This is a genomic window from Nocardia sp. NPDC051463 (assembly GCF_040681975.1).
Classification (GTDB): Bacteria; Actinomycetota; Actinomycetes; order Mycobacteriales; family Mycobacteriaceae; genus Nocardia.
In genome coordinates this window covers 125,907-144,314 of record NZ_JBFBAB010000002.1, presented here as the reverse complement: position 1 = coordinate 144,314, position 18,408 = coordinate 125,907, and the positions used below count along the sequence as shown (strand labels likewise).

Genomic DNA, 18,408 nt, shown 5'->3' with positions numbered 1-18,408 from the left:
ACCCGAGGAACGCGAATGGGCGGCCTCCCATGGAGACCGCCCATTCGGCAGCGTGACTACAGCATGCAGGAAACGCAGCCCTCTACTTCGGTTCCCTCCAACGCCATTTGGCGCAGGCGGATGTAGTAGAGGGTTTTGATGCCCTTGCGCCAGGCGTAGATCTGGGCGCGGTTGAGGTCACGGGTGGTCGCGGTGTCTTTGAAGAAGAGGGTCAGCGACAGGCCCTGGTCCACGTGCTGGGTGGCCGCGGCGTAGGTGTCGATGATCTTCTCGTAGCCGATCTCGTAGGCGTCGTCGTAGTACTCGAGGTTGTCGTTGTCGAGATAGGGCGCCGGGTAGTAGACGCGGCCGATCTTGCCTTCCTTGCGGATCTCGATCTTCGAAGCGACCGGGTGGATGGAGCTGGTGGAGTGGTTGATGTAGGAGATCGAGCCGGTCGGCGGGACCGCCTGCAGGTTCTGGTTGTAGATGCCGTGCTCCATCACCGAGGACTTCAGCTCACGCCAGTCCCCCTGGGTCGGGATGTGCACGCCCGCGTCGGCGAAGATCTGTGCCACTCGTTCGGTTTTCGGTTCCCACAGCTGATCGGTGTATTTGTCGAAGTACTCACCCGACGCGTACTTGGATTCGGGGAAGCCACCGAAGTAGGTCCCGCGCTCCCTGGCAATCAGGTTCGATGCCCGAATCGCGTGGTAGACCACGGTGTAGAAGTAGATGTTGGTGAAGTCGATGCCCTCGTCGGAACCGTAGTGGACCCGCTCGCGGGCCAGGAACCCGTGCAGATTCATCTGGCCGAGGCCGATGGCGTGGGACTGGTTGTTGCCCTGCTCGATCGAGGGCACCGAGTAGATGTGCGTCTGATCCGACACCGCGGTCAGCGCCCGGATCGAGGTCTCGATGGTCTGCGCGAAGTCGGGTGAGTCCATCGTCTTGGCGATGTTCAGCGACCCGAGGTTGCACGAGATGTCCTTGCCCACCACGGCGTAGGACAGGTCGTCGTTGAACACCGACGGCGTGGAGACCTGCAGGATCTCCGAGCACAGGTTCGAGTGGGTGATCTTGCCCGCGATCGGGTTGGCCCTGTTCACCGTGTCCTCGAACATGATGTAGGGGTAGCCGGATTCGAACTGCAGTTCGGCGATGGTCTGGAAGAACTCGCGCGCCTTGATCTTCGACTTGCGGATCCGCTTGTCGTCGACCATCTCGTAGTACTTCTCGGTGACATCGATGTCGGCGAACGGTTTGCCGTAGATGCGTTCCACGTCGTACGGCGAGAAGAGGTACATGTCCTCGTTCTTCTTCGCCAGCTCGAAGGTGATGTCCGGAATCACCACACCGAGCGAGAGGGTCTTGATACGGATCTTCTCGTCCGCGTTCTCGCGCTTGGTGTCCAGGAACCGGTAGATGTCGGGGTGATGCGCGTGCAGGTACACCGCACCCGCGCCCTGACGTGCCCCGAGCTGGTTGGCGTAGGAGAACGAGTCCTCGAGCAACTTCATGATCGGGATGACACCCGAACTCTGGTTCTCGATCTTCTTGATCGGCGCGCCGTGCTCGCGAATATTGCTCAGCAGCAAGGCGACACCGCCGCCGCGCTTGGACAGCTGCAGCGCGGAGTTGATGGAGCGCCCGATGGACTCCATGTTGTCCTCGATGCGCAGCAGGAAGCAGGACACCGGCTCGCCGCGCTGCTTCTTGCCCGAGTTGAGAAAGGTTGGGGTGGCGGGCTGGAAACGGCCGTCGATGACCTCGTCGACCAGCTTGCCCGCGAGCACCTCGTCACCGGCGGCGAGGGTCAGCGCGACCATGCAGACGCGGTCCTCGAACCGCTCCAGGTAGCGCTTGCCGTCGAAGGTCTTCAGCGTGTACGAGGTGTAGTACTTGAACGCGCCGAGGAAGGTCGGGAACCGGAACTTCTTGGCGTAGGCCTGCTGGAACAGCGACTTGATGAACGGGCGGCTGTACTGGTCGAGAACCTCTGCCTCGTAGTAGTTCTCCTCGACCAGGTAGTCCAGCTTCTCGTCCAGGTTGTGGAAGAAGACGGTGTTCTGGTTGACGTGCTGCAGGAAGTACTGGTGTGCGGCCTCGCGGTCCTTGTCGAACTGGATCTCGCCGTTCGGGCCGTACAAGTTCAGCATCGCGTTGAGGGCGTGGTAATCCATGACCTCGCCGGCTTCCGTGCCCCGTACCGGGGGCTGCTCTAAGCGAGCCGTTTTTCCGGCCGGTGCTGTCGTTGCTGTTGCCAAAACAATCCCAATCCCTCGCGGACGCGCTCGACGTCCTCAGCGGTTCCCATGAGTTCGAAGCGATACAGGTACGGCACCCCGCACTTGCGTGAGATCACCTCTCCCGCATAGCAGTACGTATCACCGAAGTTCGTGTTTCCCGCCGCGACGACACCGCGCAGCAGGGCGCGGTTGTGCGGATCGTTGAGGAACTTGGCGACTTGCCTCGGCACGAAATCCTTGTCGGATCTATTTCCCCCCAGTACGTGCCGACCGCCCCCGTAGGTGGGGACGATCAGCACGTAGGGTTCGTCTACGCGCAGCGAATCGGCGGTGTGCAGTGGTATACGAGTTGCTGGGATACCCAGCTTCTCGACGAAACGATGTGTGTTCTCCGAAGCGCTGGAGAAGTAGACGAGCGCTGCCCCTTCGGACATGGCCGACTCCCTTCTTCCATCATTCGGATGAACGGAAAACGATCGGTAGCGTCAGGCCGCGACAGTGGCGAGCGACTTGATGCGATCCGGCCGGAAGCCCGACCAGTGATCCTCACCGGCAACGACGACCGGCGCCTGCAGGTAGCCGAGGGCCATGACGTAGTCACGCGCCTCATCGTTCTCGGAGATGTCGATGACCTCGTAGTCGACCCCGACCTTGTCGAGGGCCTTGTAGGTCGCGTTGCACTGGACGCAAGCGGGCTTGGTGTACACGGTGATGGTCAAGATGTCCCTCTCTCCTATGCCTGATCCACAGCCTGTGATCCGTATGCAGTGCTTGATCCGACGTACGCTGCGCAAACTCCTGGATCCGATCTCGAAAGCCCTGCTCAGCCGGTTCGCACCGATGCTTTTCGCCCCAGGCTTCGCGCCGTTCTCCAGTACGGAAGACACTACACCTAGTGGCCGACAGATTCATACAACACGACATGTTGCGAACCACATTGATGAAATTCCTACGCGGTAAGTACCAGGACACTCGATTCACAACCCGACACGACCGTGGCGGAGATCACAATTTTGTCCCGCAGCTCTCTTTCAGCAAACATTTCTTCGCATACCGAAAGGCCACCTCCATCGAGCAGAGAGGTGGCCTTTCGGGAAGCGCGCGGACCTACCGCGGCTCAGACGGAAACCAGCACACCGCGCGCGGCGACGACGAGCTCACGCACCGCGCCTGCCAGCTGGGTCAGCGCCTCGGCATCCGCGCGCGGATGCACGTCGCCGAACCGCTGACCGAAGGTACCGAAGTGCAGATGCGCGGACTCCACGACCTTGGCGCCCGCGACGCCCAGCACCTTGACCGCGTCACTGTGCGCCCGCTGCCCGGCGTTCGGGCTGATCGATCCGCTCACCACGGCGACCGGCCGATCCCGCAGCGCACCGGCGCCGTACGGACGGGAGGCCCAGTCGATCGCGTTCTTCAACACGGCCGACAACGTGCCGTTGTATTCGGGTGTCACCAGCAGTAGGCCGTCGGAGGTGGCGACCGCATCACGCAACGCCTGAGCAGCGCCGGGCACCGAACCGGGAACATCGAGATCTTCGTTGTAGAAGGGGATGTCGGCGAGGCCCTCGTAGATGACAACCTCGACACCCTCGGGCGCGGTCTGCACCGCAGCCTCGGCAAGCTGTCGATTGATGGATGCGGCACGCAGACTGCCGACCAGAGTGAGGATGCGGGTCTGATTCATGACGACTCCTGGTGTACTGAATGTTGGTGTCCGGGCTTTCATGAGACACTAACCGGACCATGGTCCGATTTCATTCCTTTGAAGACGATGAGGGTCTGGTGAGCTACAGCACACACCCGCAGGGCGGGTCGATGCCCGAACGTCCACCGCTGGGCGTCGGCGCGCCCCTGCTCGGCACACTCGAGCCGACCGAACGCGCCGATGCCGCCCGCAACCGGCGATTGTTACTGGACGCGGCGCAAGAACTGGTGCGCGAACAAGGCGTGGACAGCCTCACCATGGACGCGCTCGCCAAACGAGCCGGTGTCGGAAAGGGCACCGTTTTCCGCCGGTTCGGCAGCCGGGCCGGGCTCATGACGGCCCTGCTCGACCATTCCGAGGTCAAATATCAACAGGGGTTCATGTACGGGCCCCCACCCCTCGGGCCCGGCGCACCACCGGAGCAGCGGCTGATCGCTTTCGGTCGGGCTCGACTGCTCGACATCGAGGTCGAAGGCGAGCTGTATCGCGCGGCCGAGACCGGCGAACGGTTCTCCGGACCGCCCTACCTGTTGCTCAAGGCCCACGTGTCGATGTTGCTGCGGCAGGCCGAGGTCACCGGTGACATACCACTGCTCGCCGACGCGCTACTCGGTGCGCTCAGCGCGGCATTGGTCATGCACCAGATGCACGCCCTCGGCTACTCACGGGAACAGATCGGCGACAACTGGGAAGCGCTGGTTCGGCGTGTTGTCACACCACAACCGCCAGTACAGTGAGTTGCCATGCAGTCCTTGCGTGAACAGATCATCGCCGAATTGGGCGTCCAACCGAGCATCGAACCGAAGATCGAGGTGCGCCGCCGCATCGATTTCCTCAAGGACTATTTGCGTACCACCCCCGCAACAGGTTTCGTGCTCGGCATCAGCGGCGGCCAGGACAGCGCACTGGCCGGGCGGTTGTGCCAGCTGGCCGCCGAGGAGCTGCGCGCCGACGGCGTCGAGGCCACTTTCATCGCGGTGCGGCTGCCCTACGGCGTGCAGGCCGACGAGGCCGACGCCAGGATCTCGATGCAGTTCGTCCAGCCCGACCGCTCGGTGGCGGTCAATGTCCGACCGGGCGCGAATGCGGTCGCCGCCGAGACCGCGCGCAGCCTCGGTGTGCCCGACCTGCGCGATTTCGTCCGCGGCAACATCAAGGCGCGCGAACGCATGGTCATCCAGTACGCCATCGCGGGGCAGCAGAACCTGCTCGTCGTCGGCACCGACCACGCCGCGGAAGCGGTCACCGGCTTCTTCACCAAGTACGGCGACGGCGGCGTGGACATCACCCCCCTCACCGGCCTCACCAAACGCCAAGGCGCCGCCCTCCTTCAAGAACTCGGCGCACCCGCCAGCATCTGGTCCAAAGTCCCCACCGCCGACCTGGAAGACGACCGCCCCGCCCTCCCCGACGAGGAAGCCCTGGGTCTGCGCTACACCGAGATCGACGACTACCTCGAAGGCAAAGACGTCACCCCCGAGGTCGCCGCCCAATTGGAGACGATCTTCCAGAACACCCGCCATAAGCGCACCGTCCCGGTCACTCCCCTCGACACCTGGTGGCACTGACAACCACCATGGAAACCGAGCCCACCTCCCAGCGCCGCTCTTCGCACTGGCGAGCCGAAGCCGAGTGGCGTACTCGAGCAGGTCCGGCCAGTCCGCGGCCGACTCGCCGTCCTGGTGGGTTGAGGCTCTCCACCGTGCCGTGTGTGAACTCACCCCTAGCGCCCAGTCGGCCCCGAGGTCGTCACCGCGCATATGCGCGAAGCTGACGGTTGGACCGCGCCGCGAGGTGGCGCGCCAGCGTAAAGACTGGCTGTAGTTGCGTCCCAAGCATTTTCGGCGACGAGGGCAGTCGAATGGCGGCTGGGTCGAGGGTCGGAGCCCGCCATATCACTGCGCTCACGTCGCTTGTGAATGTTGTGAGTGCGGCAGGATCAGCCGGGGGCGACGAGGCTGGTCGGCGGCTCGAGGCTGGATGAAAGTGGGGGCGGGGCTTTTCAGCCACCCGCGAAGGGAGGCAGGACATCCACGCGGGGGGCAAGGAGGGTGGCGGGGTCGCGGGTTAGCTCGTCGCCTATCAGGTAGGCGCAGACCGCGAGCATCTTGTCCAGGTCGGAACCGTAGGACTCGGCCAGCGTGGTGCGCAGGTCCGCGATGGTCGCGTCGGTAGGGAAGTCGAGGGTTTCTTTGTCCTTGCCGACGGCGTCGGCGATTGCGGCGAAATAGCGGATCTCAACCACCGATGGCTCCCATCGTGCGTTCCGGGGGGACGAAGTCGTCGGCGTCGATGCCGTGACCTGCCCATTTGTTCCACATGGCGCCGCGCCAGATCGTGGCGATCTCGACGTCGTCGGCGCCGGAGCGCATGGCCTGGCGCAGATCGAATTCCTGGTCGCTGAACAGGCAGGAACGGAGCATGCCGTCGGCAGTCAGGCGGGTGCGGTCACAGGTGTTGCAGAACTTGCGGGTGACGGTCGCGATGATGCCGACCGTCGCGGGACCGCCGTCGACCAGCCAGGTCTCGGCGGGGGCCGACGGGTCCGACCGACCGGCCTCGATGAGGTGGTAGCGCGCGCCGAGCACATCGAGGAGTTCGGCGGCAGTCACCATATTGGCCCGCGCCCACTCGTGGTCGGCGTCGAGCGGCATCTCCTCGATAAAGCGCAGCTCGCAATCCTCGTCCAGACACCAGCGCAACAGATCGGCCGCACCGGGCAGGGTTTCGCGCATCAGGACAGCGTTCACCTTTATCGGTGCCAGGCCCGCGTCCCGTGCCGCGCGAATACCTGCGAGCACCGACTCGAGGCGGTCGCGGCGCGTCAGCTTGGCGAAGCCGAGTCGGTCGACGGTATCCAGCGAAACATTCACCCGACTCAGCCCGGCCGCCGCCAGACCACGCGCGCGATGGGCGAGACCGACACCGTTGGTCGTCATGGCCAGCGGGGTCCCGGGTAGCCGTTCGTGACAACCGGCGATGATCTGTTCGAGGTCGCGACGCAGCAGCGGCTCACCGCCGGTGAAGCGCACCTCGCGCACCCCGAGTTCCCGCACGGCCAGCGCGACCAGTCGCACGATCTCCTCGACGGTCAGCAACTCCTCGTGCGGAATCGCGGGCAGCCCCTCCTCGGGCATGCAATATGTGCAGCGCAGTGAACACTTCTCGGTGATAGACACCCGCAGATCGCGGGCGGTACGACCGAATCGGTCCACCAGGAACGGCGTGTCGGGGCGTCCATCGAGCGAGGGACGCCCAGACCGCACGGCGGGAATCCCCATCTGGACCAACGTCACCTCTCCATTATGACCGCTCTACCAGCGCCGCCTAGGGCCGGACCACACCAACTCGACCTCACAAACACCGAGATCAGCCAGTGAGCGTTCGTGCGAAGCGACAAGAGAACTCGGCAGGGTCGGCGATTAGGCTGACGACATGACCTCTCGGCCCGCCACGTCCCAGGTCCGGTCCGTCGACGACTACCGGGACACCATCGAACAGCTGCTGCAACCGCTGGCGGCACGCAAGGCCGAATCCGCCCCGGTGCCCGCGGCGCTGGGCAGGCAACTGGCCGCGGACGTCCACTCGCCGGTCGACCTACCGGTCTTCCGCAACTCCGCGATGGACGGGTACGCGGTGCGGTCGGAGTCCGTCGTCGTCGCCCCGGTGGTACTGCCGGTCGCCGGTGTCATCGCGGCAGGCCACCCCGGTGCGACGCCGTTGCCACCCGGTGCCGCGATGAAGGTGATGACGGGCGCGCCGATTCCGCCCGGCGCGGACTGTGTGGTTCCGGTGGAGGACGTGCACGCCGACGGCGCGACGGTGACCGTCCAACGCGGCCGCAGCGCAGGCGAATTCGTGCGGGAGCCCGGCGCCGACGTGCGCGCCGGCGAGCTGCTGGTTGCGGCCGGAACCCGGCTGGCACCCAGGCACATCGCGGCACTCGCCGCTGTCGGTCAGCCCTCGGTGCCGGTCCTGCGGCCCATCCGCGCGGCCGTCCTGACCACCGGCGACGAGCTCGTCCCCGCTGGGACCCCCCTGCAGCCCGGGCAGATCTACAACTCCAATGGCATCGCACTCGCCGCGGCGCTCACCGCGAACGGCGTGCTGGTCACCGCCGTAGAGCACAGTACCGACGAACCTGGAGTATTTCGCCGATTACTCACTGCCGCAACGAAATCCGCCGATATCGTGTTCACCTCCGGCGGCGTGTCCAAGGGCGATTTCGAAGTGGTCAAGGAGGTGTTGCAACCGCTCGGCGGGCAATTCGGCTCGATCGCAGTGCAGCCGGGCGGCCCACAGGGCCTGACCGTCGTCGATGGCGTTCCGGTACTGAGTTTCCCCGGCAATCCCGTCAGCACCATGGTGTCCTTCGAGGTGTTCGCCAGGCCGATCCTGCGCAGGCTGGTGGGATTGCCCGAGGTCCTCACCCGGGAATTACCGCTGCTGGAATCGGTGAAATCGCCATCGGGGCGACGGCAGTTCCTGCGTGGCCGGGTCACCGACGCGGGCGTCGAGGCCGTGTCCGGTCCGGGGTCGCACCTCATCGCCGGAATGGCATGGGCGGAGGTACTGATCGATATCCCCGCGGCGGCGACCTCGGTCCCGGCCGGCGCGACAGTGCTCGTCCGATCGCTGTGAAAGCCGTCGCCCGATCACGTAACGGCGGCACGGAGGTCACCTCACCCGCCGCGGCAGCGCTGTGCCAATGTGGACATCATGAGTGAGTTGTCCCATGTCGACCGCGAGGGCCGCGCCCGCATGGTCGATGTGAGCGCGAAGTCCGACACCACCAGGATCGCGATCGCGGCCGGTGAGCTGCAGACTACCGCCGAGGTGGTGGCGCTGGTGCGAGCCGACGACATGCCGAAGGCCGATGTGTTGTCGACAGCCAGAATCGCGGGCATAGCGGGCGCGAAGAAGACCTCGGAGCTCATTCCGCTCTGCCATCAGCTCGCGCTCTCGTCGGTCAAGGTCGAGTTCGCATTCACCGACACCACCATCACGATCGAGGCCACCGCGAAGACCAAGGGTCCTACCGGCGTCGAAATGGAGGCGCTCACCGCTGTCGCCGTCGCGGGGCTCACCCTGCACGACATGGTGAAGGCGGTCGACCCCGCGGCGACCCTCAATGGCGTGCGACTGCTCACCAAAGAAGGCGGAAAGCACGGGCATTGGGTCCGTGCCGATGGCGAAGCGGCGCAATCCCTTGCGGCAGAACCGGTCCCGCCCGCCGAAAGCGACCTGCAGCCGGTGCCCAGCGCAGCACACGCAGCTGCGATTCCGAGTGGCGCAGCGCGGCAAGCCAGTTCGGATACCGAACCCCGCACGGCCGTGGTGGTGGTCGCCTCGACCGGCGTCGCGGCGGGCACCCGAATCGACACCACCGGTCCCGTACTCACGCAATGGCTCACCGGACTCGGCTTCTCGGTACGCGGACCATTGGTCTACGCCGATGCCGAAATCGCCGTCGGCCTCGCCGACGCGCTGCGCCTCGCGCCGACGCTGGTGATCACCACCGGGGGAACCGGCGCCTCCCCCACCGATGCGACGCCGGAGGCGACGCTGGCGGTCATCGATCGCGAACTACCCGGCGTCGCCGAGGCGATCAGACAGCGCGGCACCGCGAAGTTCCCCCTCGCCGCGCTCAGTCGCGGCGTCGCGGGCTTGGCGGGCCGCTCGGTGATCGCGAACCTGCCCGGTTCGCCCGGTGGAGTGAAAGACGGTATGGCGGTGCTCGAGCCGCTCTTGGATCATCTGCTCGCGCAAGTAGCAGGAGGCGGCGACCATGACAACCAGTGAACACGCAGCCGTGCGCCTTGCGGCCATCAGCGATCAGCCGCTGAATCCCGCGGAGGTCGAGGCGGCGGTCACCGGACCCGAGCACGGGGCAGTCGTGGTGTTCACCGGCAAGGTGCGCAACCACGATGGCGGACAAGCCGTTTCCGCGCTGGAATACTCGGCCCACCCCGAAGCCGAACGGTTCCTGCGGAACTGCTGCACGGAGCTGGCCGCATCCTCCGGTCTTCCGGTCGCCGCCGTGCACCGCATCGGTGCGCTGAGCGTCGGCGATCTCGCGATCGTCGTCGCGGTCGCGGCGCCGCACCGCGCCGAGGCGTTCACCGCCTGTGCCGAATTGGTGGACCGGATCAAACACGAGGTACCGATCTGGAAGCGCCAGCTATTTGCCGACGGCCTGTCGGAATGGGTCAACGCCTGCGGGTGAGCACCCTGTATCTCGACATGATCTCCGCGAGGCCCGTGACGGGGACCTTACGCAGGTGTGGGGACTTGCACGGTCCGGAGCCGGGCGCGGCAGGTCATGGCCCATCCAGTGATCCACCGGGGGTGATGTTGCGACAGTAGGCACCGGCCCGACTGTTCGAGCCCGAACAGCAACTCAGTGCGGCGTGTAGCGCCAGACGCCGAGCATGGTCTGTGGATCGAGCGGCTCCGCGGCCGTGTGCACCGTCTCGTGCAATCGCCGCAACGCCGTCTCAGTCGGCAGCCCCGCACCGATGAGCACCAGTTGGGTGGTGCGCGGCTCGCCGCGACGCCAGTTGTCCGGTTCGAACACGATGTGGTTGCCCACCATGTGTAGGACGAACTTCCGACGCTCCGCGGCGACGCCGAAGGCGGCGAAGCCCTTCGCGCGGAACAGGCCGGGCGGCGGGTCCTCCAGGAAGCCGACGAGGCGACGAGGATCCAGTTCCCGTTCGCTGGTGAAGCTCACACTGGTGTAGTCGTCGTGCAGGTGCCGGTGGTCGTCGTGCGCGTCGTGGTCATGGTCGAAGAGCAGCTCGTCGAAGCTCAATTGCTCGGCGACGCGCGGTGCTTCGCGCATGGGCTCGTCGAACAGCAACCCTGGATCGATGCGGCCGTGGGTGGTCGCGTACACCGGCGCCTGCCCGATCTGCTCGGCGATCTCCTGTCGCAACCGCTCCAGGTCCGCCCGCGGCACCCGATCGGCCTTGTTGACCACGACCAGATCGGCGAGCCGCAGGTGTGCGGCGAGCTCGGGGTGTTGTACCCGGCTCGCCGGAAACCCCTCGGCATCGACGACCTCGACGAGCCCGCCGTATCGGATACGCGGGTTCTCGCTGCCGACCACCATCCGAATGAGGTTGCGCGGTTCGGCGAGACCACTGGCCTCGACCACGATCACATCGATCCGGGCGCGCGGCTCCGCCAGCCGGGTGAACAGTTCGTCGAGCTCACTGACGTCCACGGCACAACAGACACATCCGTTGCCGAGCGACACCATCGCGTCGACCTGTCCGGCGACCAGCATCGCATCGATATTGATGGCGCCGAAGTCGTTGACCACCACGCCGATCCGGGTGCCCCGGTTGTTACGCAGCAGGTGGTTGAGCAGCGTCGTCTTCCCGGATCCGAGGAATCCGGCGACGATCAGAACTGGAATCCGGTCAGCCACCCGGCTCACCTTAGTGGTCGAGTTCGGAAGTCCTTCGGGGTTGAGCACGCGGCGAGACGGAATGAGGATTCTTCTGGGTGATCGGCGGCGTGCCGGTCGAGCCTGGCCAGCAGATCGTCCAGGTCGGAGGTTCACCAAGGAAGGCCGATCGCGAGAAGTGGATCACGACAGGCCGCATCCTGCCGCACCCCGGACACCTGCCTGTCCGGCAGGACGTCCGCGCTGCGCACGCCCTCGGAACGAGACCCGGCTCCCAACTCGAGCTGACGGCGGGAGAGCGTGGCGGATGACTCCCGACTCCGCTCATAGATGTGGTGTCGACGTGGGGTCGACCGCCCTGGGGGCTGGACGGTAGGGCAGACCACTTAGTGCGCGCCCGCGACACCGTACCCACGACCGAACGCCACCCCCGGCACGTGACGGAGGTGGCGTTTCGGCTGCGGTACGCAGACTACTTGGACGGGCCGACCAACGCACCGGCCAGGGTGTAGGCCAGGTTGATCAGCTCCGAGGTGATCATCGAGTTGTCCATGCCGAGCGACCTGACCAGCGGCAGCAGCATCTGCATGACCGTGCCGACGAGCGCGCTCAGCGAGGTGGTGGTACCTGGCGCTGTCTTGCCGGGCGCGGCGCCCTGCGCTTGTGGCGCGGTCTGCGACTGCGGCGATGTCTGCGACTGCGGCGAAGCGGGAACGGCCTGGGGTGTGTTCGGCACAAGTGCGGGTCGTAGCTTCCGTACCTTTGGTGCAGCCGGAGCCTGCGGCACGGACTGCGGCGCGGCCTGAGCTTCCGGCGCAACCTGCTGCGGCGCGGCCTGAGCCTGCGGCGCAACCTGAGCTTCCGGCGCGGCCTGAACCTGCGGCACGGACTGCGGCGCGGACTGCGGCATCGTTTCGACATTCGGGGCGGACTGCACGTGCGGCGTGCTCGGCGACAGCGCCGCAGCCGGGCGGTCGGCGGCCGAGCCGGTCTGTCCGACCGGAGACGGCGCACCGAGCAGGTAGCCGACCAGTCCGGTGGTGATGGTGATCGCGTGCTTCAGCTGCCCGTCGGAACTCTCCAGCAGCGCAGCATCTTCGGCATTGCCGCCGTTACCCATCTCGACGAACACATCGGGCACCGTGGTCAGCGCGGGACCCGCTACGTCCGTGCGGGTCTGCAGACCATCCTGCACACCCGCATAGGTCGCGGCAGGGAAACCCTCGTTCAAGTACGCGTCGCGCATCGACTTCGAGGCGACCAGACCCGGGCCCGCCTGGACCTGATCGGCCTTCGTGTCGGGAATCGGCAGCTGCGGAATGATGACATGGAAGCCACGGAACTGCGCGGGGGCGCTGTCGGCGTGAATGCTCACCGCGACATCGGCGCCGGATTGACTGGCGGCCTTTGCCCGTTCGTCGACACAGCCGCCCCAGCCGGTGTCGTCCTGGCGGCTGAGCACCACCCGCGCGCCGAGGCTCTCCAGCGAGGTTTTCACCAGCTGCGCCACGTTCCAGTTGATGGTGTGCTCGGGTATGCCGTTCACCGTGGTCATGCCGGTGGTCTGGCAGTCCTTGGTGCCGCCGCGGCCGTCGTCCACCTGCCGAGCCAAGTTTTCCGAGTGATTCGGCCCCTGATGGCCCGGGTCGAGGAATACCGTCTTGCCTGCGAGCTTGTTGGCCATTTCCGGTGACACCGGATCGGCGTGTGCGGTGACCGGGACCAGCCCGGAGAGCGTCACTGCCACCGCCGCCGTGACGGCGCTGCAGAAACCGGCCTTGATGATGCTTGGCTCCATGTTCGGTCGGCGCTCCGGAATGGAGCGCCCCTCCCTTCCCATTAGTAACACCAAACCCAGTGGTTAACTCTCGCAACGTCAGCACCAGCAAAGCAAGCCCCGTTATCGAAATGTGACCATCGCGGCAGGCAATCGTGCCTGATCAGACCGATGCAACCAGGCCGGGCCGCGACCGCAAGAACCCGCGCAACGCCCGCTCAGGCACCGATCGGCAACCGGCGCAGCGAGCGCAACGCATAGTGCACCCGAGTCTTCACCGTGCCGACCGGTACGCCGATGTCGTCGGCCACGTCCTGATACGCCCGGTCGCGCAGGATCACCTCCACCACCGCCTCGCGCTGCGAGGCGGGCAGCCGCGAAAGCAATTGCGCAACCAGCAGCCCATCGACGATCCCTTCGGAGAAGTCCGGGTCGGCGTAGCGAATATCGCTGAGCTCCGCGACCTCGTCCCATCCGGTATCGCCTGGGCGGGACGCACGGGCACGACCGATATCGATCATCACGTTGCGCTGGATCGCAAGCAGCCAGGTGCGAATAGTGCCTTTACCCGCATCGAACCGCGCACACGAACGCCACGCTCGGAGCAACGTCTCCTGCACGGCCTGTTCGGCAAGGCCGGAGTCGCCGAGTCCGCGCATCGCCCGCCAGTGCAGCAGCGCTCGATCCGCGGTCAATACCGCGGCGATGCCGTCATCCGTACACAGCCGCGCGCAACGGTCCCCGCACACGGGGCGCCGGTCCGTAATGCCGGTAACCGGCCGAATACTTCTCATACAACAGATATCGCGGCGACGACGCCGAGTGACAACGCCCGTCGCATGCGGATTCCGCGCAGCACTGTCCATCCTCGGGTGATGCGCGAAGTGTTGTCGCTGTGAGGTATATCTCCAATTCAGCCGAAATCCATCACCGACTCTGGTAGATCTTGCCCGGGAGATTCGGGGTCCCCGCAGGTCAGCTGCTCACGGGCGGTAAGAGCACGATTCGAGGAGAAATCGCCATGCGTGCAAGCACGCTCATGATCGCGGGAGCCATAGCCGCCGCGGTGACACTGCTGGGCTCGGGGACCGCCGCCGCCGCCCCTGCCACCACCATGCCCGAGGACGGCCTCTACCTGGTCGGCATCGACATTCTTCCCGGCACCTGGGAGGCCCCCGGCACCCCGGACCAGGCCAACGGCTGCGATTGGCGACGGTTGCGCAAGGTGGAGGGCGACAACACCGACCAGCACTACATCATCAACAACGACTTCACCCGCCACACGCCGGTGCGCGCCGAGATCAAGGCAACCGACGTCGCCTTCAAGACCGTGAATTGCGGTCCATGGCACCTACTGACCCCACAGGCACCGACCGGCTCGTTCGGCGGCTGAACCAGCGCGACCGATCGACGCGTCTACCGACTCGCCTGGCTAGGGTCGGCATCCATGACGAGGAGCAAGATTCTGATCACCGGCGCGAGCGCCGGGCTCGGCGCGGCGATGGCGCGGGACTTCGCGGCCAAGGGACGCAACCTGGCACTGTGCGCGCGGCGAGTCGACGCGCTGGAGTCGTTGCGCGACGAGCTCGTCGCGGCACATCCGGGGATTACGGTCGCAGTCCGCGCGCTGGATGTCGATGATCATGCGGCGGTGCCACAGGTGTTCGGCGCGCTGCGCGACGAACTCGGCGGTCTGGACCGGGTGATCGTGAATGCGGGCATCGGCAAAGGCGCGGTGATCGGCAGCGGGCGCGCCGGTGCCAATCTCGCCACTGCGACAACAAATTTCGTCAGCGCGCTCGCCCAGACCGAGGCGGCACTGGAAATATTCCGCGCGCAGAACTCCGGACACCTGGTGCTGGTCTCCTCGATGAGCGCGGTGCGTGGGCTGCCGGGAAAGAAGGCCGCCTACTCGGCGAGCAAGGCCGCAGTGGCGGCGCTCGGCGAGGCGCTCGTGGTGGACCTGGCGAAGTCACCGATTGCCGTCACGACCCTGCTGCCCGGTTTCATCGCCACCGAGATGGCCGCCAAAGCGGATGATGCTCGGATGGTGGCACCGCTGGACAAAGGTGTCGCGGCGATGGTGCGCGCGATCGAACGGGAAAAGATCAGGGCCTGTGTGCCGGGCTGGCCGTGGCGCTTGATCGATCTGGTGCTGCCGCGCCTGCCCGGTGCGGTGGTTGCTCGAATCGGCTGAGCTTCATATCGAATATTTCCAAGCCTCGGCTGTGTGGCAGGCGCCGTCATCGGTGCGCCCCTGGTTGTTCCGACCTTCTTCGCGAGCCCGATCGGCCTATGCATCGCGGGCGCGGGCGTCGGCATCACCTCGGTGCTGCCGCGGGCATGATCGGTGATCGGTGTTCCGGTCGGTATCGCGAGCGCGATCCAGTTCCACATCGCGATCTACGCGTCGTAAGACCCCAGAACGCCGATGCCCGGCCTGGTGCTCACTTCCCCGTCACCTACCGGGCATCGGCTTCGTTGTCATCGTGACCTCGCCAGGCACGGTGATGTCGTAATCCCGCCGGAAATCCTCGGCCGCGATCGCTGAACTAAATCGCATGTCCACCGTCCAGGTCACCCCCGAACCCCACGCCACGACAATCCGATCGCCATTGCTGCGCTGGCTCGCGGTCGTCGCCGTCATGCTCGGCATCTTCTCGATCGTCACGACCGAAATCCTGCCGATCGGATTGCTGACCTCGATCGGCGCCGACTTCACCATCTCCGACGGCATGGCCGGACTGATGATGACCATGCCCGGCCTGCTCGCCGCCGTAGCCGCGCCGCTGATCACTGTGGCGGCGGCGCGCATCGACCGCAAGCTGCTGCTGTGCGCCTGCACGCTCGTGCTGGTGCTGGCCAATGCCGTCGCCGCGATCGCGCCCGACTTCTGGCTCGTGCTGGTCTCTCGGGTGCTGATCGGCATCACGATCGGCGGGTACTGGTCGATCGCGGCCGGGCTCGCCGGCAGGCTGGTGCCACCGGAGTCGGCCGCCCGCGCAACAGCGGTGATCTTCTCCTCGGTTCCGCTGGGTTCAGTGCTCGGCGTGCCCGCGGGCACCCTCGTCGGCAGCCTCGCAGGCTGGCGCGCGGCGTTCGTGGTGCTGGGCATCCTGTCGGCCGGAGTGCTGTCATTGCTGCTGATCGCCTTGCCACCGCTGCCTGCCGTCCAGGCGGTTCAGCTGTCGACATTGCGGGCCGGGCTCCATGGCCGTGGCATTCGATCCGCCCTGCTGGCAACATTTTTCGTGGTGCTGGCGCAGTTCGGCACCTACACCTATGTGACGCCGTTCCTGGAACAGGTCACCGGCGTCGGCGCGGCCACCATCACCATGTTGCTGCTGATCTACGGCGTCGCGGGCATCCTCGGCAACTTCCTCGGCGGCGCGCTGGTCGCCCGCCGACCACGCACCACGCTCGGCGGTGCGGCGGCGCTGATGGCCTGCGCGACGCTGGCGTTGCCGCTGCTGGGGCGGTGGGAGGCAGGTGCGGCGCTACTGCTGATCGTCTGGGGTGTCGGGTATGGCGCGGTGCCGGTGGCCTTACAGGCCTGGTTCGCCGCCGCGGTGCCCAGCACAGCGGAAGTGTCCTCGGTGTTGTTCACCGCTTCTTTCCAGGCGACATTCTCCCTCGGCGCGCTGGTCGGCGGTGTGATCGTGGACCGCACCGAACCGTCGATGGTGATGCTGCTCGGCGGGGCGACCGCCCTGCTCGTGCTCGTCATTACCTCAGGGGTAATCGACACAGGACGCACGCATCGGGCAGGCTGAGTTCCATGATCGATGAGACTGGCACCAGGCTTTTCCATCAGTCCATGCCGTTCACCGAACGGCTCGGGATCGAAGTGCTCGAGCACGGGGCGGGGCTGGTGCGCAGTCGGATCGCGTGGGACGAGTCGCTGTGCACGCTCGGCGGCGTGCTGCACGGCGGCGTGCTGATGTCGCTCGCGGACTCGACCGCCGCGGTATGTGCGTTCCTCAATCTGCCCGAGGGCAAGCAGGGTACGACGACCGTCGAGTCGAAGACGAACTTCCTGCGAGCCGTGCGGTCCGGTCACGCGACCGCCTCCGCACGACCACTGCACGCGGGACGTTCGTTCATCGTGGTCGAGACCGAAATCCACGATGCCGCAGACAAACTCGTCGCGAAAGTGACGCAGACCCAAGCGGTCCTGTGATCGGTGCCGCGGGCCGTCGCCCGTGGCCTACTTCACCAGCGTGAACTGCATGACGTCGATGTTCCCCTTGCGAAAATACGTCGCACACCCGGTGAGGTACTTCATATACCGCTGGTAGATCTCCTCCGACGCGATCCGCACCGCATCGTCGTGCCGGTCACGCAGCGCCTGCGCCCACAGGTCGAGGGTGCGCGCATAGTGCAGCCGGAGCGAATCGATCCGCTCGGTACCGAGCCCCGCCTGGCCCGCGAACCGGGTCGCCTGGGGCGCCTGCGGCAACTGCCCGCCGGGGAAGATCTGCCGCTTGATGAAGATCTGGAACAGCGCATCCTCCCGTGTCACCGGGAGCTTCATGCGCCGCAGGTCGGCGAGGGTGTGCCCGATGATGGTGTGCAACAACATCCGACCGTCGGGCGGCAGCATCCGATGGCAGAGCTCGAAGAAGGCCGCGTACCGCTCGCGGCGGAAGTGTTCGAACGCACCGATGCTGACGATCCGGTCGGCGCTGCCGTCGAATTCCTCCCAGCCCTGCAGCCGAATCTCCACATCCGCGATGCCCCTCCGGTCGATCTCCGACCGGACGTGCTCGAACTGATTGCGGCTCAACGTGAGCCCGACGACCTTCACGCCGTACTGCTGCGCCGCACGAAACATCGTTGCGCCCCAACCACATCCGATGTCGAGCAGCGTCATGCCGGGTTCCAGACCGAGCTTGCCGAGCGCAAGGTCGATCTTGGCTGACTGGGCCTGCTCCAGTGTCATGTCGTCGCGCTCGAAATAGGCACAACTGTAGGTCATCGAGGGGTCGAGAAACAGCCGGTAGAACTCATCGGACACGTCGTAGTGCGCCTGAACTTGCTGGTAGAACGGTGTGAGGTCGGTCATCGCACATCTCCTGCTATCTCCGGTCACAAGCTAAAGCGCGACACGCCGTCGAGTTGTTCACGCCTTCGGCGAACGTTGTGAATCCGTGCCCCAGCAGACCACCATGGTCAACTTCCGTAGCCGGCCTGTGACCTTGATCAATTGCGCACAGACGTTCGAGGGTGTACTGTCGCCGATGTCTCTGCAGTGGATGTAGGAGTACCTCCCACCGAGACG

At 65.8% G+C, this 18,408-nt stretch carries 19 protein-coding genes; 9 read left to right on the top strand and 10 right to left on the bottom strand.

Features of this window, described 5'->3' with window-relative positions; translation table 11 throughout:
* Positions 1-56: 56 nt before the first annotated feature.
* The 4 genes from nrdE to AB0M74_RS06320 form a co-directional block, all read right to left on the bottom strand.
* On the bottom strand, positions 57-2,162 hold the full coding sequence (nrdE, locus tag AB0M74_RS06335) for a class 1b ribonucleoside-diphosphate reductase subunit alpha (protein ID WP_364902276.1): 2,106 nt from the start codon (positions 2,160-2,162) through the stop codon (positions 57-59).
* Between the two features lie 38 nt (positions 2,163-2,200).
* A complete protein-coding gene (nrdI, locus tag AB0M74_RS06330; RefSeq protein ID WP_364902274.1) occupies positions 2,201-2,662 on the bottom strand; it encodes a class Ib ribonucleoside-diphosphate reductase assembly flavoprotein NrdI in 462 nt (153 codons plus the stop codon).
* A gap of 51 nt (positions 2,663-2,713) precedes the next feature.
* The gene (gene nrdH / locus AB0M74_RS06325; protein ID WP_328404509.1) at positions 2,714-2,947 is read right to left on the bottom strand and encodes a glutaredoxin-like protein NrdH; all 234 of its coding nucleotides are present in this window, start codon (positions 2,945-2,947) and stop codon (positions 2,714-2,716) included.
* A 398-nt stretch (positions 2,948-3,345) separates the two neighbouring features.
* Entirely contained in the window at positions 3,346-3,915 is a 570-nt protein-coding gene (locus AB0M74_RS06320) for an NAD(P)H-dependent oxidoreductase (protein WP_364902271.1), read from the bottom strand.
* 131 nt (positions 3,916-4,046) lie between these two features.
* On the opposite strand from AB0M74_RS06320, the gene AB0M74_RS06315 reads away from it, so the two are divergent.
* A complete protein-coding gene (locus AB0M74_RS06315; RefSeq protein WP_364902693.1) occupies positions 4,047-4,673 on the top strand; it encodes a helix-turn-helix domain-containing protein in 627 nt (208 codons plus the stop codon).
* A 6-nt stretch (positions 4,674-4,679) separates the two neighbouring features.
* Positions 4,680-5,504 carry an ammonia-dependent NAD(+) synthetase gene (gene nadE / locus AB0M74_RS06310; RefSeq protein ID WP_364902269.1) on the top strand — a complete coding sequence of 275 codons (825 nt, stop codon included), beginning with the start codon at positions 4,680-4,682 and terminating at the stop codon, positions 5,502-5,504.
* A 434-nt stretch (positions 5,505-5,938) separates the two neighbouring features.
* Here nadE and AB0M74_RS06305 read toward each other — a convergent pair whose 3' ends face one another.
* On the bottom strand, positions 5,939-6,181 hold the full coding sequence (locus tag AB0M74_RS06305; RefSeq protein WP_364902268.1) for a MoaD/ThiS family protein: 243 nt from the start codon (positions 6,179-6,181) through the stop codon (positions 5,939-5,941).
* Positions 6,174-7,232 carry a GTP 3',8-cyclase MoaA gene (gene moaA, locus AB0M74_RS06300; protein ID WP_364902266.1) on the bottom strand — a complete coding sequence of 353 codons (1,059 nt, stop codon included), beginning with the start codon at positions 7,230-7,232 and terminating at the stop codon, positions 6,174-6,176. Before moaA ends, AB0M74_RS06305 begins: the two co-directional genes overlap by 8 nt.
* A gap of 139 nt (positions 7,233-7,371) precedes the next feature.
* Between moaA and glp the strand changes: the two genes are divergently transcribed.
* From glp to AB0M74_RS06285, 3 genes are all read left to right on the top strand, one after another.
* Complete coding sequence (gene glp, locus AB0M74_RS06295) at positions 7,372-8,577, top strand: gephyrin-like molybdotransferase Glp (protein WP_364902264.1); 1,206 nt, start codon at positions 7,372-7,374, stop codon at positions 8,575-8,577.
* A gap of 78 nt (positions 8,578-8,655) precedes the next feature.
* On the top strand, positions 8,656-9,738 hold the full coding sequence (moaCB, locus tag AB0M74_RS06290; protein ID WP_364902262.1) for a bifunctional molybdenum cofactor biosynthesis protein MoaC/MoaB: 1,083 nt from the start codon (positions 8,656-8,658) through the stop codon (positions 9,736-9,738).
* A complete protein-coding gene (locus AB0M74_RS06285) occupies positions 9,725-10,162 on the top strand; it encodes a molybdenum cofactor biosynthesis protein MoaE (protein WP_364902260.1) in 438 nt (145 codons plus the stop codon). Before moaCB ends, AB0M74_RS06285 begins: the two co-directional genes overlap by 14 nt.
* A 174-nt stretch (positions 10,163-10,336) precedes the next feature.
* On the opposite strand, the gene AB0M74_RS06280 is transcribed toward AB0M74_RS06285, so the two are convergent.
* The 3 genes from AB0M74_RS06280 to AB0M74_RS06270 all read right to left on the bottom strand — a co-directional run bounded on the left by AB0M74_RS06280 (position 10,337) and on the right by AB0M74_RS06270 (position 13,822).
* Positions 10,337-11,371 (bottom strand): CobW family GTP-binding protein, encoded by a 1,035-nt coding sequence (locus AB0M74_RS06280; protein WP_364902258.1) that lies wholly within the window; start codon positions 11,369-11,371, stop codon positions 10,337-10,339.
* A 451-nt stretch (positions 11,372-11,822) separates the two neighbouring features.
* On the bottom strand, positions 11,823-13,148 hold the full coding sequence (locus AB0M74_RS06275) for an N-acetylmuramoyl-L-alanine amidase (RefSeq protein WP_364902256.1): 1,326 nt from the start codon (positions 13,146-13,148) through the stop codon (positions 11,823-11,825).
* A 197-nt stretch (positions 13,149-13,345) separates the two neighbouring features.
* On the bottom strand, positions 13,346-13,822 hold the full coding sequence (locus AB0M74_RS06270; protein ID WP_364902255.1) for a sigma-70 family RNA polymerase sigma factor: 477 nt from the start codon (positions 13,820-13,822) through the stop codon (positions 13,346-13,348).
* A gap of 326 nt (positions 13,823-14,148) precedes the next feature.
* Between AB0M74_RS06270 and AB0M74_RS06265 the strand changes: the two genes are divergently transcribed.
* The 4 genes from AB0M74_RS06265 to AB0M74_RS06250 all read left to right on the top strand — a co-directional run bounded on the left by AB0M74_RS06265 (position 14,149) and on the right by AB0M74_RS06250 (position 17,307).
* Positions 14,149-14,520 carry a hypothetical protein gene (locus AB0M74_RS06265; RefSeq protein ID WP_364902253.1) on the top strand — a complete coding sequence of 124 codons (372 nt, stop codon included), beginning with the start codon at positions 14,149-14,151 and terminating at the stop codon, positions 14,518-14,520.
* Between the two features lie 54 nt (positions 14,521-14,574).
* Entirely contained in the window at positions 14,575-15,324 is a 750-nt protein-coding gene (locus AB0M74_RS06260; protein ID WP_364902251.1) for an SDR family oxidoreductase, read from the top strand.
* Positions 15,325-15,688: 364 nt separating this feature from the next.
* A complete protein-coding gene (locus tag AB0M74_RS06255; protein ID WP_364902249.1) occupies positions 15,689-16,900 on the top strand; it encodes an MFS transporter in 1,212 nt (403 codons plus the stop codon).
* A 5-nt stretch (positions 16,901-16,905) separates the two neighbouring features.
* On the top strand, positions 16,906-17,307 hold the full coding sequence (locus tag AB0M74_RS06250) for a PaaI family thioesterase (RefSeq protein WP_364902247.1): 402 nt from the start codon (positions 16,906-16,908) through the stop codon (positions 17,305-17,307).
* 27 nt (positions 17,308-17,334) lie between these two features.
* Here AB0M74_RS06250 and AB0M74_RS06245 read toward each other — a convergent pair whose 3' ends face one another.
* The gene (locus tag AB0M74_RS06245) at positions 17,335-18,192 is read right to left on the bottom strand and encodes a cyclopropane mycolic acid synthase family methyltransferase (protein WP_364902245.1); all 858 of its coding nucleotides are present in this window, start codon (positions 18,190-18,192) and stop codon (positions 17,335-17,337) included.
* Positions 18,193-18,408 lie beyond the last annotated feature (216 nt).

Bases quoted from the DNA above. Each gene is read 5' to 3' on its own strand.
- nrdE (WP_364902276.1), bottom strand. From the start codon at position 2,162: ATGGATTACCACGCCCTCAACGCGATGCTGAACTTGTACGGCCCGAAC.
- nrdI (WP_364902274.1), bottom strand. From the start codon at position 2,662: ATGTCCGAAGGGGCAGCGCTCGTCTACTTCTCCAGCGCTTCGGAGAAC.
- AB0M74_RS06320 (WP_364902271.1), bottom strand. From the start codon at position 3,915: ATGAATCAGACCCGCATCCTCACTCTGGTCGGCAGTCTGCGTGCCGCA.
- AB0M74_RS06315 (WP_364902693.1), top strand. From the start codon at position 4,047: ATGCCCGAACGTCCACCGCTGGGCGTCGGCGCGCCCCTGCTCGGCACA.
- nadE (WP_364902269.1), top strand. From the start codon at position 4,680: ATGCAGTCCTTGCGTGAACAGATCATCGCCGAATTGGGCGTCCAACCG.
- glp (WP_364902264.1), top strand. From the start codon at position 7,372: ATGACCTCTCGGCCCGCCACGTCCCAGGTCCGGTCCGTCGACGACTAC.
- moaCB (WP_364902262.1), top strand. From the start codon at position 8,656: ATGAGTGAGTTGTCCCATGTCGACCGCGAGGGCCGCGCCCGCATGGTC.
- AB0M74_RS06285 (WP_364902260.1), top strand. From the start codon at position 9,725: ATGACAACCAGTGAACACGCAGCCGTGCGCCTTGCGGCCATCAGCGAT.
- AB0M74_RS06275 (WP_364902256.1), bottom strand. From the start codon at position 13,148: ATGGAGCCAAGCATCATCAAGGCCGGTTTCTGCAGCGCCGTCACGGCG.
- AB0M74_RS06265 (WP_364902253.1), top strand. From the start codon at position 14,149: ATGCGTGCAAGCACGCTCATGATCGCGGGAGCCATAGCCGCCGCGGTG.
- AB0M74_RS06260 (WP_364902251.1), top strand. From the start codon at position 14,575: ATGACGAGGAGCAAGATTCTGATCACCGGCGCGAGCGCCGGGCTCGGC.
- AB0M74_RS06255 (WP_364902249.1), top strand. From the start codon at position 15,689: ATGTCCACCGTCCAGGTCACCCCCGAACCCCACGCCACGACAATCCGA.
- AB0M74_RS06250 (WP_364902247.1), top strand. From the start codon at position 16,906: ATGATCGATGAGACTGGCACCAGGCTTTTCCATCAGTCCATGCCGTTC.
- AB0M74_RS06245 (WP_364902245.1), bottom strand. From the start codon at position 18,192: ATGACCGACCTCACACCGTTCTACCAGCAAGTTCAGGCGCACTACGAC.